Source organism: Curtobacterium sp. MCLR17_042 (assembly GCF_003234695.1).
Classification (GTDB): Bacteria; Actinomycetota; Actinomycetes; order Actinomycetales; family Microbacteriaceae; genus Curtobacterium; species Curtobacterium flaccumfaciens.
The window spans coordinates 131,332-147,426 of record NZ_QKTD01000001.1 but is presented as its reverse complement, the minus strand read 5'-3'; the positions used below and the strand labels follow the sequence as shown (position 1 = coordinate 147,426).

At 69.6% G+C, this 16,095-nt stretch carries 10 protein-coding genes; 1 reads left to right on the top strand and 9 read right to left on the bottom strand.

Annotated features, from left to right (window positions below):
• Positions 1-71: 71 nt before the first annotated feature.
• The 4 genes from uvrC to uvrB are packed head-to-tail and all read right to left on the bottom strand — an operon-like array spanning position 72 to position 8,241.
• Positions 72-2,141: an excinuclease ABC subunit UvrC gene (gene uvrC, locus DEJ02_RS00730; RefSeq protein WP_111031679.1), complete on the bottom strand. Its 2,070-nt coding sequence runs from the start codon at positions 2,139-2,141 to the stop codon at positions 72-74.
• Complete coding sequence (gene uvrA, locus DEJ02_RS00725) at positions 2,142-5,213, bottom strand: excinuclease ABC subunit UvrA (protein ID WP_111031678.1); 3,072 nt, start codon at positions 5,211-5,213, stop codon at positions 2,142-2,144. It abuts the gene before it with no gap.
• 48 nt (positions 5,214-5,261) lie between these two features.
• Positions 5,262-6,179 (bottom strand): SDR family NAD(P)-dependent oxidoreductase, encoded by a 918-nt coding sequence (locus tag DEJ02_RS00720; protein WP_111031677.1) that lies wholly within the window; start codon positions 6,177-6,179, stop codon positions 5,262-5,264.
• Positions 6,169-8,241 (bottom strand): excinuclease ABC subunit UvrB, encoded by a 2,073-nt coding sequence (gene uvrB, locus DEJ02_RS00715; RefSeq protein ID WP_111031854.1) that lies wholly within the window; start codon positions 8,239-8,241, stop codon positions 6,169-6,171. The genes DEJ02_RS00720 and uvrB overlap by 11 nt, the downstream gene beginning before the upstream one ends.
• A 170-nt stretch (positions 8,242-8,411) precedes the next feature.
• On the opposite strand from uvrB, the gene DEJ02_RS00710 reads away from it, so the two are divergent.
• A complete protein-coding gene (locus DEJ02_RS00710) occupies positions 8,412-9,740 on the top strand; it encodes an MFS transporter (RefSeq protein ID WP_181440240.1) in 1,329 nt (442 codons plus the stop codon).
• 216 nt (positions 9,741-9,956) lie between these two features.
• On the opposite strand, the gene DEJ02_RS00705 is transcribed toward DEJ02_RS00710, so the two are convergent.
• From DEJ02_RS00705 to rpsA, 5 genes are all read right to left on the bottom strand, one after another.
• Positions 9,957-11,201 (bottom strand): acyltransferase, encoded by a 1,245-nt coding sequence (locus DEJ02_RS00705; RefSeq protein WP_181440239.1) that lies wholly within the window; start codon positions 11,199-11,201, stop codon positions 9,957-9,959.
• Positions 11,202-11,248: 47 nt separating this feature from the next.
• Positions 11,249-12,745: an AMP-binding protein gene (locus DEJ02_RS00700; protein WP_111031674.1), complete on the bottom strand. Its 1,497-nt coding sequence runs from the start codon at positions 12,743-12,745 to the stop codon at positions 11,249-11,251.
• Between the two features lie 22 nt (positions 12,746-12,767).
• Entirely contained in the window at positions 12,768-13,811 is a 1,044-nt protein-coding gene (locus tag DEJ02_RS00695; protein ID WP_111031673.1) for a hypothetical protein, read from the bottom strand.
• On the bottom strand, positions 13,808-14,410 hold the full coding sequence (gene coaE / locus DEJ02_RS00690) for a dephospho-CoA kinase (protein ID WP_111031672.1): 603 nt from the start codon (positions 14,408-14,410) through the stop codon (positions 13,808-13,810). Before coaE ends, DEJ02_RS00695 begins: the two co-directional genes overlap by 4 nt.
• Positions 14,411-14,502: 92 nt before the next feature.
• Complete coding sequence (gene rpsA, locus DEJ02_RS00685) at positions 14,503-15,978, bottom strand: 30S ribosomal protein S1 (protein ID WP_071403741.1); 1,476 nt, start codon at positions 15,976-15,978, stop codon at positions 14,503-14,505.
• Positions 15,979-16,095: the final 117 nt, after the last annotated feature.

The following is a 16,095-nucleotide window of genomic DNA, read 5'->3' as shown; positions in this document are numbered from 1 at the left end:
GCGTCGCCCGGGGAGGTCTCGGCTGCCGGACCAGGCTACCGCCCGGTGGCGGCCGGGAGGCGCGGGGTTCGTCACGACGGTCGCTGCGGACCGTCGCTGGTCACCTCGGGGACCCGCACCGGGCCTCCGGGGTGGGTGGCGGTCTGCTGGGTGGCGGTCTGCTGGGTGGCTGCGTTCTCGGTCACGGTGTCCGCGATCGCGTCGGCGTCCGGTTCGGGGGCGCTGGACGCGCTCGTCGCCGGCGCGCTCGTCGGCGTCTGGGCCAGCTTCGACACCACCGCAGCAGCGGTCGCCGGGCCGATCCCGTTCACCTCGCCGATCTCCTCTGCCGTGGCCTCACGCAGCCGGGCGACCGAGCCGAAGTGCTTCAGCAGGGCGTTGACGCGGCTCGGGCCGAGACCGGGGATCTCGGACAGCCGCGACCGGACGTCGCGCTTCCGCTTGCTGCGCTGGTGCGTGATCGCGAACCGGTGCGCCTCGTCGCGGATGCGCTGGATGAGGAACAGCGCCTCGGAGTTGCGGGGCAGGATGACCGGGAAGTCGTCGTCGGGGAGCCAGAGTTCCTCGAGCCGCTTGGCGATGCCGACCAGGGCGATGTCGTGCACGCCGGCTTCGTCCATCGCGCGCTTCGCGGCCTGCACCTGGGGTTGGCCGCCGTCGACGATGAGCAGCTGCGGTCGGTACGCGAACCGTTTCGTCGGCTTCGACCCCTCGACGACCTCGTCGGTCGTGACGTCGGGGACGTCCGGCAGCTCGGCGTCCTCGTCCAGCCGCGCCAGGCGCCGCGAGAGCACCTGGTACATGCTGTCGGTGTCGTCGGTGGTCTCGGCGATCGAGTACCGGCGGTACTGGTCCTTGCGCGGCAGACCGTCCTCGAACACCACCATCGACGCGACGACGTTCGTGCCCTGCAGGTGCGAGATGTCGTAGCACTCCATGCGGAGCGGCGCCTCGGTCATGCCGAGGGCGTCCTGGATGTCGGCCAGTGCCGCGGCCCGGGTGGTGTAGTCGGCTGAACGCTTGGTCTTGTAGAGCATGAGCGCCTGCCCGGCGTTCTGCGCGGCCGTCCGGGCGAGACCGGCGCGATCGCCGCGCTGTGCAGTACTGAGCTTCGTGCCGCGCCCGTTCCGGCGCTTGCTGAGCCACTCCTGGAGCGCGTCGGCGTCCTCCGGCAGCTCGGGGACGACGACCTCGCGCGGGGGCTCGTCGGTGACGTAGACGCCCTGCACGATCTGCTCGACGAGGTCACCCGTGGCGATGTCGAGCTCCTTGTCGACGACCCAGCCGCGGACACCGCGGATGCGGCCACCACGGACGGAGAACAGCTGCACGGCTGCGGCGAGCTCGTCCTCCGCGATGCCGAACAGGTCGAGGTCGACCGAGTCGCGGAGCACCACGGCGGACTTCTCGAGCACGGCCTCGAGCGCCTCGACCTGGTCGCGGTACTTCGCGGCCTGCTCGTACTGCATCGCGTCGGCCGAGGCCCCCATGCGCTGCCGGAGCTCGGTGATGACCCGGCGGTCGTAGGAGTTCATGAAGCGCACGAACTCCTCGACGAGCGCGCGGTGCTCCTCGATCGTGACCTTCTGCGAGCACGGACCACCGCACTTGCCGATCTGCCCCGGGAAGCACGGACGGCCCGTCTGCATCGCCTTCTTGTACGACGAGTCCGAACAGGTGCGGATCGGGAACACCTTGATCATCAGGTCGATGGTGTCGTGCACCGCCCAGATCTTCGGGTACGGACCGAAGTACTTCGCGCCCTTGATCTTGCGGTTGCGTGTCACCATCACCCGCGGCGCTTCGTCACCCAGGGTGACCGCCATGTACGGGTACGACTTGTCGTCGCGGAACTTGACGTTGAACGGCGGGTCGAACTCCTTGATCCAGGTGTACTCCAGCTGGAGCGCCTCGATCTCGGAGCCGACCGTCGTCCACTCGACGCTGCGTGCCGTCAGGACCATGCGCCGCGTGCGCTCGTGCAGCGTCGGCAGCGGCGCGAAGTAGTTGCTCAGCCGGGCGCGGAGGTTCTTCGCCTTGCCGACGTAGAGCACCCGACCGGCTTCGTCACGCCAGCGGTAGACGCCCGGGTCGGTCGGGATCTCCCCCGCCTTCGGACGCCACGGGACGGTGTCCGCCACCTACCGAGCACCCGCCTTCTGCTTGCTCGCCTGCTTGCTCGTGCCCTGCTTCTCGTCGCTCTGCTGCTTGCCGCCCTGCTGCTTCTGGGTGGCCTGGCGTGCGCCGACGGCCTGTTGCTTGCCGACCCGGGCGTCCTGCGCGTCGAAGATCTCGCGCAGGAAGACACCGGTGTGGCTCTCCGGCACGGTCGCCACGTGCTCCGGGGTGCCCGTCGCCAGGACCGTGCCACCACCGGAACCGCCCTCGGGCCCCATGTCGATTAGCCAGTCGGCGGACTTGATGACGTCGAGGTTGTGCTCGATCGTGATGACGGTGTTGCCCTTGTCGACCAGGCTCTGCAGCACGAGGAGCAGCTTGCGGACGTCCTCGAAGTGCAGACCGGTCGTCGGCTCGTCGAGCACGTAGACCGTGCGGCCGTTCGAGCGACGCTGCAGCTCGGTGGCGAGCTTGACGCGCTGCGCCTCGCCGCCGGAGAGCGTGGTCGCGCTCTGGCCGAGGCGCACGTAGCCGAGGCCCACGTCGACCAGGGTCGCCATGTAGCGGTGGATCGCCGAGATCGGCTCGAAGAACTCGGCCGCCTCGCTGATCGGCATGTCGAGGACCTCGGAGATGTTCTTGCCCTTGTAGTGCACCTGGAGCGTCTCGCGGTTGTAGCGCGCACCACCGCAGACCTCGCACGCGACGTAGACGTCGGGCAGGAAGTTCATCTCGATCTTGATCGTGCCGTCGCCCGCGCAGTTCTCGCAGCGGCCGCCCTTGACGTTGAAGCTGAAGCGACCGGGCTGGTAGCCGCGGGTCTTGGCCTCTTGCGTCTCGGCGAACAGCTGGCGGATGCGGTCGAACACGCCCGTGTAGGTCGCCGGGTTCGAGCGCGGCGTGCGGCCGATCGGTGCCTGGTCGACGTGCACGACCTTGTCGAGCTGGTCGAGGCCCTTCACCCGGGTGTGCTTGCCCGCGATGTGCCGTGCGCCGTTGAGCTGGTTGGCGAGCACCTTGTACAGGATGTCGTTCACCAGCGTCGACTTGCCGGACCCGCTGACGCCCGTCACCGCGGTGAACACACCGAGGGGGAAGTCCGCGTCGATCGACTTGAGGTTGTTCGCCCGGGCGCCCTGCACGGTGATGGCGCGCTTGAGGTTGACCTTGCGACGCTCGGCCGGCACCTCGATCGCGCGTCGGCCGGCGAGGTAGTCACCGGTGATCGACTCGCGGTTCTCGATGATGCCCTCGTACGAACCGGAGTGCACGACGTTGCCGCCGTTCACACCGGCACCGGGGCCGATGTCGACGACCCAGTCGGCCGTGCGGATCGTATCCTCGTCGTGCTCGACGACGATGAGCGTGTTGCCGAGGTCCTTGAGCTTGACCAGGGTGTCGATGAGTCGACGGTTGTCGCGCTGGTGCAGGCCGATGCTCGGCTCGTCGAGCACGTAGAGCACGCCGGTCAGCCCGGAGCCGATCTGTGTCGCCAGGCGGATGCGCTGCGCCTCACCGCCGGAGAGACCGCCGGCACCACGTGCCAGCGTGAGGTAGTTCAGGCCGACCTCGAGCAGGAACTCGAGGCGTGCGCGGATCTCACGGAGGACCGCTGCGGCGATGTGCGCTTCGCGGTCGGTCAGCGTCAGCTCGTCCATGAACGAGTACGCGTTGTCGAGCGACATGTCGGTGACGTCTGCGATGCTGCGGTCGTTGACCGTCACCGCGAGCACCTCGGGCTTGAGGCGGGTTCCCTCGCACACCGGGCACGGGACCTCGCGCAGGTACCCCTGGAAGCGCTGCCGCTGCGAGTCCGACTCGGCCTCGGCGAACTTGCGCTCGATGTAGGGCATGACGCCTTCGAACCCGCTCGTGTACCGCATCTCGCGGCCGAAGCGGTTGCGCCAGGAGACCGACACTTGGAAGTCCTTGCCGGTCAGGATCGACGCCTGCACCGCGGGGTCGAGCTGGTTCCACGGGGTGTCGAGCGAGAAGCCGAGCTCCTTGCCGAGACCGCCGAGCAGCTTCTCGAAGTAGGAGTACAGCCCACTCGTCCCGGTCCAGGGCAGCAGGACGCCGTCACGCAACGAGGCCTCGGGGTCGCCGAGCACCAGGTCGGGGTCGACCGACATGCGGGTGCCGAGGCCGGAGCACTCGGGGCAGGCACCGAACGGCGCGTTGAACGAGAACGTCCGCGGCTCGATCTCGGTGAGCGCGAGCGGGTGGTTGTTCGGGCACGAGAGGTTCTCGGAGTAGTTCCGGACCGCTCCGGGCCCCTCGTGGTCCACCAGGTCGATGCCGACGGTGCCGTCGGTCAGGCGCAGGGCGGTCTCGAGCGAGTCGGTGAGACGACCGAGGATGTCGTCGCTCGCCACCAGGCGGTCGACGATGACCGAGATGTCGTGCTTGACCTGCTTCTTGAGCTTGGGCGGGTCGCTGAGCTGGATGCGCTCCCCGTCCACGATCGCGCGGGCGTAACCGGACGCCGCGAGCTCCTGGAAGAGGTCGACGAACTCGCCCTTCTTCTTCGAGATCACGGGTGCGAGGACCTGGAAGCGGGTGCCGGTCTCGAACTGCATGAGCTGGTCGGCGATCTGCTGCACGGTCTGCTTGCTGATCACCTCGCCACACGTCGGGCAGTGCGGGACCCCGATGCGCGCCCAGAGCAGACGCATGTAGTCGTAGACCTCGGTGATCGTGCCGACGGTGGACCGCGGGTTGCGGTTGGTCGACTTCTGGTCGATCGACACCGCCGGCGAGAGCCCCTCGATGAAGTCGACATCGGGGCGGTCGACCTGGCCGAGGAATTGGCGCGCGTAGGCGGACAGCGACTCGACGTACCGGCGCTGCCCCTCGGCGAAGATCGTGTCGAACGCCAGCGAGGACTTGCCCGAGCCGGACAGGCCGGTGAACACGACGAGCGAGTCGCGCGGGATCTCGAGGTCGACGTCACGGAGGTTGTGCACGCGCGCGCCCCGCACGCTGAGCGTGGAGGTGCTGTGCGGAGCGGTCCCGCCGGGGAGGTGGAGGTCAGCGGGCTCGCCGAAGGCGTTCCGGCCCGACGTCGAGGTACCGGGGTCAGAGGTGATGGTCATCGTCGTCGATTCTACGAAGCGGCACCGACATTCGGCCGGGATGGAGGGTCAGACGAGTGCGTCGAGAGCGAACGCGACGCCGGATGCACGCTCACTCGCGGCCCAGAGCTGTGCTGCGACCGTGCGGTCGTGCGCCCGTGGTTCGGCCGCGACCACCGTGGCCGGGCCACGGAGCTGCATCCAGCCGGCCGGGCCCCAGTACTCCCCCGAGTGCACGTCAGCACCGACGGCCGCGTGCACGAGCGGCTGGGCGCCGACGTCCTTGCCCTGGGCGACGATGCGCTGCGCCGGGCGGATCCACTCGGGTTCGGGTCGTGCCGGGCTGATGTCCGGGCGTGCCGGTGACAGGCGGTCGAGCGACAGGCCGGGGTGCGCGACGACGCTCGACACGGACGATCCCGAGTCGGCCAGTCGCTCGGCGAGCTCGAAACCGAACAGCATCACGGCGAGCTTGCTCCTGGCGTACTGGCGGTGGCTCGAGTACCGACCGACGCCGAGCGGATCGGTCGCGTCGAGCTGGGCGAATCGATGGGCGATCGACCCGAGGTGCACGACCCGGCCGGCTCGTCGTTCGAGCAGGGGCAGGACCCGGGCGGTCCACGCAAAGTGCCCGAGGTGGTTCGTACCGATCTGCAGTTCGGTGCCCTGTGCCGTGCTCCCCCGCGTCGACGCCCCGACGACCCCGGCGTTGTTCACGACCGCGTCGACGCCGTCGGGTTCCAGCGCGGCGAGTTCGTCGGCAGCGGCACTGACCGAGTCGAGGTCGGCGAGGTCGAGGTGGACGTGGGCGAGCGAGGCGCCGTCGACGTGCCGACGGATGCTGCGCTCGGCGGCGTCCGCCCGGCCGCGGTCGCGCGTCGCCAGCACCACACGGTGCCCCGCCGCGGCGAGCTGCTCGGCGGCGTGGTACCCGAGCCCGGCGCTCGCACCGGTGACGACGACCGTGCGGGCGCCGTCAGCTGACATGTCCGGCCGACTCCATCTGGCGCAGGGCCTTCTTCAGGTCCTGCACCTCGTCGCGCAGTCGCGCCGCGAGCTCGAACTTCAGCTCCGCCGCAGCCTGCAGCATCTGGTCGTTCAGGTCGGCGATGGTCGCACCGAGCTGCGTCGCACCCTCGCCCGCGATGCCGCCGCGCTTGAGGTTCGGCGTCGGCGACCGACGGCCGTCGGTGCCGGGGCGACCCTGCAGGAGCGCCTTCGTGTCGTCGTTCTCGCGCTGCAGGACCTCGGTGATGTCCGCGATCTTCTTGCGCAGCGGCTGGGGGTCGATGCCTCGCTCCAGGTTGTAGGCGACCTGCTTCTCACGACGGCGATCGGTCTCCTCGATCGCGATCTTCATCGAGTCGGTCATCTTGTCGGCGTACATGAGCACCTGACCCGACACGTTGCGGGCAGCGCGACCGATCGTCTGGATGAGCGACGTCGACGAGCGGAGGAAGCCTTCCTTGTCGGCGTCGAGGATCGCGACGAGCGACACCTCGGGCAGGTCGAGGCCCTCGCGCAGCAGGTTGATGCCGACGAGCACGTCGTAGACACCCTGCCGCAGCTCGGTCAGCAGCTCGACGCGCTTCAGGGTGTCGACGTCGGAGTGCAGGTACCGGACGCGCACACCGGCGTTGCCGAGGAAGTCGGTGAGTTCCTCTGCCATGCGCTTGGTCAGCGTGGTGACGAGGACGCGTTCGTCCTTCTCCACCCGCTGCTTGATCTCCTCGAGCAGGTCGTCGATCTGGCCGTCGCTCGGCTTGACCACGATCTCGGGGTCGATCAGGCCGGTCGGGCGGATGATCTGCTCGACCACGCTGTCGGTGACCCCGAGCTCGTAGCGCCCCGGGGTGGCCGACAGGTAGACCTTCTGCCCGACGCGCTCGAGGAACTCCTCCCACTTCAGCGGGCGGTTGTCCATCGCGCTCGGCAGGCGGAACCCGTGCTCGACGAGGGTGCGCTTGCGCGAGGCGTCACCCTCGTACATCGCGCCGATCTGCGGCACGGTGACGTGCGACTCGTCGATGACGATGAGGAAGTCGTCGGGGAAGTAGTCGATGAGGCAGTGCGGTGCTTCGCCCGGACCACGGCCGTCCATGTGCCGCGAGTAGTTCTCGATGCCCGAGCAGAACCCGATCTGTTCCATCATCTCGATGTCGAACGTGGTGCGCATGCGGAGGCGCTGGGCCTCGAGCAGCTTGCCCTGGCCCTCGAGCTCGGCGAGCCGTTCCGCGAGTTCTTCCTTGATGGAGGCGATCGCGCGGTGCATCACGTCGGTGTCCGCGACGTAGTGCGAGGCCGGGAAGATCGACACGGCGGGCAGGTCGTCGATGACGTTGCCGGTGAGCGGGTGCAGCGAGGAGAGCGCTTCGATCTCGTCACCGAACATCTCGATGCGGATCGCGTGCTCTTCGTACATCGGGATGATCTCGATGGTGTCGCCGCGCACCCGGAACGTGCCCCGGGCGAAGTCGCCGTCGTTGCGCTGGTACTGCATGGCGACGAACTTGCGGACGAGCTGGTCGCGGGAGATCGTCTGGCCCACGTGGAGCGCGACCGATGCGTTCATGTACTGCTCGGGGGTGCCGAGACCGTAGATGCAGGAGACGGTGGACACGACCACGGTGTCGCGACGGCTGAGCAGTGAGTTCGTCGTGGAGTGCCGGAGTCGTTCGACCTCGGCGTTGACGGAGGAGTCCTTCTCGATGAAGGTGTCCGTCTGCGGGACGTACGCCTCGGGCTGGTAGTAGTCGTAGTACGAGACGAAGTACTCGACCGCGTTGTTCGGCATCAGGCTGCGGAACTCGTTGGCGAGCTGGGCCGCGAGGGTCTTGTTGTGCGCCAGCACGAGCGTCGGCCGCTGCACCTGCTCGATGAGCCACGCGGTCGTCGCCGACTTGCCGGTACCGGTCGCACCCAGCAGCACGACGTCGGTCTCACCGGCGTTGATCCGCCCGGCGAGTTCCGCGATGGCCGCGGGCTGGTCGCCACTCGGCGAGTACTCGCTGATGACCTCGAACGGACGCACCGCTCGGGTCGGTTCGATCGCAACACCCATGGGGACAACGGTAGTCGGCACCCCTGACACCGAGGGCCTCTGCTCGCCCTCGGCGTACTGTCCGCTGCAAGCAGGCTCCAAGTCGACTGATGATCATCGGGCATACCCTCCGATCCGTTCAGTCACCCGACTCCTTCCTACTCCCCCGAAGAGGCCTCATGACCACGGCGAACCCGGCCGCACCGATCAAGGGCACCCCATTCCGCGGACGCATCCGCGGACGCGTGCTCGTCCTGCTCTGCTGCATGTACGCGATCTCGTACATCGACCGGACGAACATCTCGACGGCGCTGCCGCACATCACCGAGGAGTTCGGGTTCAACGAGGCGACCGCCGGTCTCATCGTCTCCGCGTTCTCGTTGCCGTACGCCCTGCTGCAGGTGTTCGGCGGCACGATCAGCGAGAAGTTCGGCCCGCGCCGCGCGCTCTTCGTCATCACGGTGATCTGGGGCGTCGCGACGCTCTGGACCGGGTTCGCGGTCGGCTTCTGGACCCTCTTCGCCGCACGGGCCCTGCTCGGGCTGAGCGAGGCCGCCGCGTTCCCGACCGCCACGCAGGCGATGAGCCGCTGGATCCCCCGCGACCGGAACGGCTTCGCCCAGGGGGTGGTGCACTCCGCGGCACGGCTCGGGAACGCTCTGGCCCCGCTCATCGTCGCGTGGGTGATCGGCGCGACGGGCAGCTGGCGCTGGGCGTTCTTCGCCACCGCGGTGCTGTCCCTGGCGTGGGCCGTCGTCTGGTTCGTCTGGTTCCGCGACAAGCCCGAGTCCGCGAAGGGCATCACGCAGGTCGAGCTCGCCGAGCTCCCGCCGGTCGAGACCCGCGCGACCCGTCCCCCGGTGCCGTGGTGGCAGCTGGCGAAGCAGATCCTGCCGGTCACCTTCGTCGACTTCGGGTACGGCTGGACCCTCTGGGTGTTCCTCACGTGGCTCCCGACGTTCCTCAGCTCCACCTACGGCCTGGAGATCGGCGACTTCGCCCTGTTCACCACCCTCATCCTGCTGGCCGGTGTCGTCGGGGACACCGTCGGCGGGATGCTCAGCGACCGCATCATCCACCGCGGCGGGAACACCCGGAACGCCCGCCGGACCATCCTGGTGATCGGGCTCGGCGGCTCGCTCCTCTGCCTCATCCCGCTCGTGATCGGGCAGGGGCTGCTCGTCGCGACGATCTCGCTGGCCCTGTCGTTCTTCTTCCTCGAGCTCTGCAACGCCAACCTCTGGGCGATCCCGATGGACGTGGCGCCGCAGTGGTCCGGCACGGCCTCGGGCTTCATGAACACCGGGTTCGGCATCGCCGGTGTCGTCTCGCCCATCGTCTTCGGTCTGCTCGTCGACGCCTCCGGCTGGCAGGTGCCCTTCGCGCTCTCCTGCGTCCTGCTCGGAGCCGCGGCCGTCGTCGCGTGGTTCATGAAGCCCCAGCGGCTGACGTCCACCGACGGCGTGCTCGAGATCGGCATCCCGAAGGCCGAGCAGCGCTCGGCCTGACGGCCGGCGGCCGGTGCGCGGAACGTGCGCCGGCCCTGGTGGTCCGCACGCGGCGGCCGGGAGGCACGGGTCGGGCCCGCCACGTGCCTCCCGGCCGGCGCGCCCCGCGCCCACCGCCCCGCACGGCTGGTGCGAGGTTCCGGACCCCGTGGGACGGCGTCACCATCGCACCACGGACGGAACCTCGCACGAGAGCTGCGCCATGCGGGCGAGCGCTCAGCGCGCGGCGCGCCGCCCGACGTCGTCGGTCTCGCCGACGAGGGCGTCGTCCGGCTCCACCGGTTCCGGCGACCGCTGCGGCACCGCCGCGCCTGCGGACCGACGCACCCGCGCCGCTCGCGACGCCCGTGAGGACAACGACGGCCGCCCGGTCAGCGGCACGCTGAGCGGCGTCCACCGGAACAGCTCGGTCACCGCGACGGACAGCACCAGCACGAGCACGTCGGTGACGAGCGTGAGCCACGGTCGTGGCACGACGGCCTCGAGCCAGCTGTCGCCGTAGAGCAGGATCCAGATGACGAACGGGTGGCTCAGGAAGATGCCGAACGAGCGGTCGGACGCGTAGTCGACGAACCGGGCGGTCCGGCTCCCGGGGCGCCGACGGTCCGCCCAGGCGGCACCGATCGCCAGGAACCCGACGAACACCGCGGTGCTCCAGACCACCTGGATCGGCTGCAGCGGCGTCCCCGCGGCGTAGAGGGACTGGCCGAGGCCCACCTGGAGCGCCCACACGCCGAGGGTCAGCCACCCGACGCCGGCGAACGCCCACAGGACCGAGCGGCGGTGGACCCGGATGAACCGCAGGAAGGCGTCGGCGTGGTCGGCGGCGATCGCCCCCGAGACGATGAAGAAGACGTACGAGAAGAAGAACTGCTTCTGGTACCCCTGCATCCACGCGTCGCTCGCCGGGAAGTACTTGTACCCGGCGAACACCACCAGCTGGACCAGGAACGCCACGACCAGCACGGTCACGTGGTGCCCACGGGTCCGGCGCACCAGCCAGACGATCACCGGCAGGAGCAGGTACACCTGCATCGTCACGAGCAAGAAGTAGAGGTGGTACCACGAGGTGCCGGTGACGATGCCCTCGGCCGCGGTGCGCACCAGGTCGGGGACGTCGCCACGGCGGGTGGGACTCAGCAGCCACGCCGCCGCGACGTAGACGAACGACCACGCCAGGTACGGCACGCCCACGAGCAGGAACCGCTTCGGCCAGAACTGTGCCATCGGTCTCGGGCGCAAGGTGTAGCTGTACACGAGCACGAACGCGGTCAGCGAGAAGAAGACCAGCCGGGTGAAGTGCAGCAGGGCGAGCAGCGCGTTCAGCCCGACGTCGTCGGTGGCGGCGGTGTGGCTCGTGGTGTGCACCCCGATCACGCACGCGAACGTGAGGATGCGGAGCACGTCGACCTCGTACAGGTGCCGGGGCTTGCCCTCGGCCGTACGCGTCGGCGTCTGCACCCCCGACTCGTCGCCGGTCGATGCCGGGGACACGCGTGACGCCGCGTTCACGAGGGTCGGGCCATGGTCCGGACCTTCGCGCGCTGCACCTTGCCGGTGGGTGCACGCGGCAGGTCGGGCACGACGATGACCTCGACCGGTCGGCGGAACCGGGTCAGGTGCGCCTCGGCCCGGGCCACGAGGTCGGCCACGAGGGCTGCGTGGTCGACGGGTTCTTCGGGCTGCGGGATCACGTAGGCGATCGGGACGGCACCGAGCACGTCGTCGGGACGGCCGACGACGACCGCCTCGAGCACTCGTGGGTCGCCGAGCAGGACGTCCTCGACCTCGGACGGGTAGACCTTCTCGCCACCGCGGTTGATGACGTCGTCGGAGCGTCCGGCCAGGGACACCCAGCCGTCGGCGCTGACGGAGCCGACGTCACCGGTGTGCAGCCACCCGTCGGCGTCGAACCGCTCGGACGCGCGGCCACCCAGGTAGCCCCGGACGATCCCCTCGCCCCGCACCCACAGCGCACCGATCTCGCCGGCTGGCAGCACCGAGCCGTCCTCGCCGCGGACCTGCACCTCGGAGCCGACCGGCACCCCGACGGTGCCGGGCCGGGCCGGTTCGTCGAGCGGGGTCGCCGTGATCTGCGAGGCGCCTTCGGTCATGCCCCAGCTCACGACGAGCGGCACGTCACCGAGGGCGGCGCGCACCGGATCCGGCAGCGGCGCCGACGCGCTGCGCACGAACCGCAGGCCCGGCGGGAACTCGAGCGGCCCAGTCTTCGCCAGCACGGCCAGGACGGCCGGGACGGCGTTCAGCCAGGTGATCCGTCGTTCCGCGAGCAGGTCCCAGAACCCGGTACGACGGAAGCGCCGGTCGAGCACGAGGGTCGCGCCGGCGACGAGCGTCGCGAGCAGTCCGACCACCTCGGCGTTGACGTGGAACAGTGGCAAGGAGTTGAACCCGCGGTCGTCCGGCACGAGCCGGTTGTGCCGTGCGACGGCCCGGGCGACGAACAGCAGCTGCGTCTCGGGCAGCTCGACGCCCTTCGGCGTGCCGGTCGAACCGGAGGTGAACAGCACGACGGACCCCTGGCCCGGCGCGTGCGGGCTGTCGGCGGGCAGGTCGCCGTCACGGACGGCGGTCGGGAGGAACGTGGCCGGGTCGATCCCGCTCGCCGGTGCCCCGGGGACGGTCCCGTCCACCGCGCGGTCCGACACGACGATGGACGCGCCGCCGATCAGGTCGGCGAGACGGCCGGGCTCGGTGGCCGGCTGGCCGGTGTCGACGGGGATTGCCCGGCGACCGGAGGCGACGGCGCTCAGGTGCACGACCGCGAACGCGAGCGGGTCACCCACGTCGACCAGGACGGCACCCGACGGGGCGATGCCGATCGCGTCGAAGGTCCGCGACCAGGCGGTCACCGCGTCGTCGAGCGCGCGGTAGGTGAGGACGCGCTCGGAGCGGGCGTCCTCGAGGAAGTGGCGCACGCCCCCGTCGGCCGCACGGGCCCGGATGAGCGAGCGCAGGTCGGGTTCATCACGAACGGGCTGCACGCAGGAAGGCTATTGCGCGACGCTATGAGCGGTCAGAGGGAACAGCGGGATCTGTGGAGAACCGGTGCAGCATCCACTGCCACAGCGGGAGCATCCGGGGGACGCCGTCACGGGTGAGCGGTGTCGAGTCCTTGATGATCAGGGAGTGCGCCTTGCCGTCGCCGCCGAGGTCGGTGAGGATCGCGTGCGGGTCTGCTCCAGCGAGTGGCGGTGCGGTGTCCGTCTCGAACGGCCCGGACACACCGCTCAACCCCAGGACGTCCCACGAACCGGTGATGCGGGGGCCGAACGTGTCACGGACGTCGTCGATGGCGTACATCCGGTCCACCGGTGTCCGGCCCGGGCGGTCCATCCACGCTGCGTGCGCCGGCCCGCGGGACTCCACGGGCGACGAGAACATCAGCGCGCCGTGGACACTGCGGATGTGCGCGATGTACGCCGCCTCTCCGCCACCCTGCGAGTGCCCGGCCACGACGATGTCGTCCCAGACGATGCGGTCGTCGCCCTGGACGAACCGCCCCCAGCCGCCGTCGGGGTCGTGGTCGTCGAGGTACGCGACGGCGTCCCGGAAGCGCGAGACGATCGACCCGGCCGGACTCACCGCACTGAACGCCGAGGGCCGGGTGCCGTCGAAGCGGTTCCGCTGCACCATGCCGTAGCAGCGTGCGTTCGCCTCACACGTGCCGGACAGGGTGCGGCCCAGGTTCCAGTAGTCGAGGCCGAGCACGTGGTACCCGTCAGCCAGGGCGGCTCCGAGGAACCGCTGGTACTCCGCGGGACGGGATCGGGTCGCGGGCAGGAACAGCAGGAGCGGACCGTCGGCCGAGGTGCGCGCGGCGAAGTCGTCCCGGTTCGGCGTGAGCCGCTCACCGTTCACCGTTCCGAGCCGGAACCGGTGGAACTCTCCCTCGGGCCCGTGTTCGTCACCCGACGGCCGCTCGTGCACCGCGACCCTCCCGTTGTCCGCCACACGCTGGGCACCGAGGACGTTCGCGGCGACGAGCGAGGCGGCCCCGATCGCCACGAGGACGATCGCGGCGAGGACCAGCAGCAGGCGGTGGTTCATGGAGTGATCCGCGCCCACACCTCGTCAGCGGAGCGGATCGTCTGCTCGAGCGTCCCGGTGGCGTCGACGACGTGGTCGGCGAGGGCGAGACGGTCGGCATCGCTCGCCTGGGCGGCGACGCGGCGCTCGGCCTCGTCACGGGGCATGCCGCGGTGCTCGACGAGCCGTTCGATGCGCTGCGCCGCGGGGGCGTCGACCACCACGACGGCGTCGAACCGGAGCGGACGCGAGCCGCGGGCCTCGGCGAGCAACGGCACGTCGTAGACCACCACGGCGTCGGGGTCGGTGGCCTCGGCGGCGTCGAACGCCTGCTGCGCGAGCCGCCAGACCGCGGGGTGCGTGATGGCTTCGAGGTCCTTCCGCGCCGCGGGGTCCGCGAACACGATCGACCCGAGCGTCGGCCGGTCGAGCGAACCGTCGGCGGCGATCACCGACGGACCGAACCGCTCGGCGACCTGCGCCAGGCCCGGGCTGCCCGGTGCGACGGCGTCCCGAGCCAGTCGGTCAGCGTCGACGACGACGCCCCCGTGCTCGGCCCAGCGCCGGGAGACCGTCGACTTGCCTGCGGCGATGCCGCCCGTGAGTCCGATGATGTGCACGGCAACAGGGTAACGACCTCGATGCCCGGAAACGCCGGAAGCCCGGCACCCTGTCAGGGGTGCCGGGCTTCCGGTCGGGACGAACCGCTCGATCAGTTGTTGGTCGAGCTGAGCTTCTCGCGGAGTGCAGCGAGCGACGCGTCGTCGGCCAGGGGGCTCGCGCCACCCGTCTCGCCGGCGAACGACGAGGTCGACGACGACGAGGAAGCCGTGGCCGGGAGGTCGAAGCCACCCTGCGCCTCGTCGGCGATGGTCTTCGCGACCTGCGCCTTGTGGGCTTCCCAACGCCCCTGGGCGGCCGCGTACTGGCCCTCCCACTCGGTGCGCTGCGTGTCGTAGCCCTCGAGCCACTCGTTGGTCTCCGGGTCGAAGCCCTCGGGGTACTTGTAGTCACCCTTGTCGTCGTACTCGGTCGGCATGCCGTAGAGCGCCGGGTCGAACTCGTCGCTCTCCGGGTCGACGCCCTCGTTCGCCTGCTTGAGGCTGAGCGAGATGCGGCGACGGTCGAGGTCGATGTCGATGATCTTGACGAAGACCTCGTCGTTGACCGAGACGACCTGCTCGGCGAGCTCGACGTGCTTGTTCGAGAGCTCCGAGATGTGCACGAGGCCCTCGATGCCGTCGGCAACGCGGACGAAGGCACCGAACGGGACGAGCTTCGTGACCTTGCCCGGTGCGATCTGACCGATCGCGTGGGTGCGGGCGAAGACCTGCCACGGGTCCTCCTGCGTCGCCTTGAGCGAGAGCGACACGCGCTCGCGGTCCAGGTCGACCTCGAGGATCTCGACGGTGACTTCCTGACCGACCTCGACGACCTCGCTGGCGTGCTCGATGTGCTTCCAGCTGAGCTCGGAGACGTGGACGAGACCGTCGACGCCGCCGAGGTCCACGAACGCACCGAAGTTGACGATCGAGGACACGATGCCCTTGCGGACCTGGCCCTTGTGGAGGTTGTTGAGGAACGTCGTCCGGGACTCGGACTGCGTCTGCTCGAGGAGCGCACGGCGCGACAGGACCACGTTGTTGCGGTTCTTGTCGAGCTCGAGGATCTTCGCCTCGATCTCCTGGCCGAGGTACGGCGTCAGGTCGCGGACACGACGGAGCTCGATGAGCGAGGCGGGGAGGAAGCCACGGAGGCCGATGTCGACGATGAGGCCGCCCTTGACGACCTCGATGACCGTCCCGGTCACGACGCCGTCGGACTCCTTGATCTTCTCGACGTCGCCCCACGCACGCTCGTACTGCGCGCGCTTCTTCGACAGGATGAGGCGGCCTTCCTTGTCCTCCTTCTGGAGAACCAGGGCCTCGACCTCGTCGCCGACCTCGACGACCTCGTTGGGGTCGACGTCGTGCTTGATCGAGAGCTCGCGCGAGGGGATGACGCCCTCGGTCTTGTAACCGACGTCGAGGAGGACCTCGTCGCGGTCGATCTTCACGACGGTGCCGGAGATGAGATCACCGTCGTTGAAGAACTTCAGGGTCTTCTCGACCTCGGCCAGGAAGTCATCAGCCGAACCGATGTCGTTGATGGCGACCTGCTTAGGAGCCTTGGTCGTAGTGGTTGTCATGTAGAGATTGCTCCGAACGGACATGAGTCGGGCCATGGCGTGCGGGGACTCGGCCCCCGTGGTGCACCGCCGTGGCGATTGATTGAGTGGCGCGGATTGCGCCGCACAAGTCTAACC

Coding starts and splice junctions, on each gene's coding strand:
- DEJ02_RS00720 (WP_111031677.1), bottom strand. CDS start 6,179: ATGTCAGCTGACGGCGCCCGCACGGTCGTCGTCACCGGTGCGAGCGCC.
- uvrA (WP_111031678.1), bottom strand. CDS start 5,213: ATGACCATCACCTCTGACCCCGGTACCTCGACGTCGGGCCGGAACGCC.
- DEJ02_RS00710 (WP_181440240.1), top strand. CDS start 8,412: ATGACCACGGCGAACCCGGCCGCACCGATCAAGGGCACCCCATTCCGC.
- DEJ02_RS00695 (WP_111031673.1), bottom strand. CDS start 13,811: ATGAACCACCGCCTGCTGCTGGTCCTCGCCGCGATCGTCCTCGTGGCG.
- rpsA (WP_071403741.1), bottom strand. CDS start 15,978: ATGACAACCACTACGACCAAGGCTCCTAAGCAGGTCGCCATCAACGAC.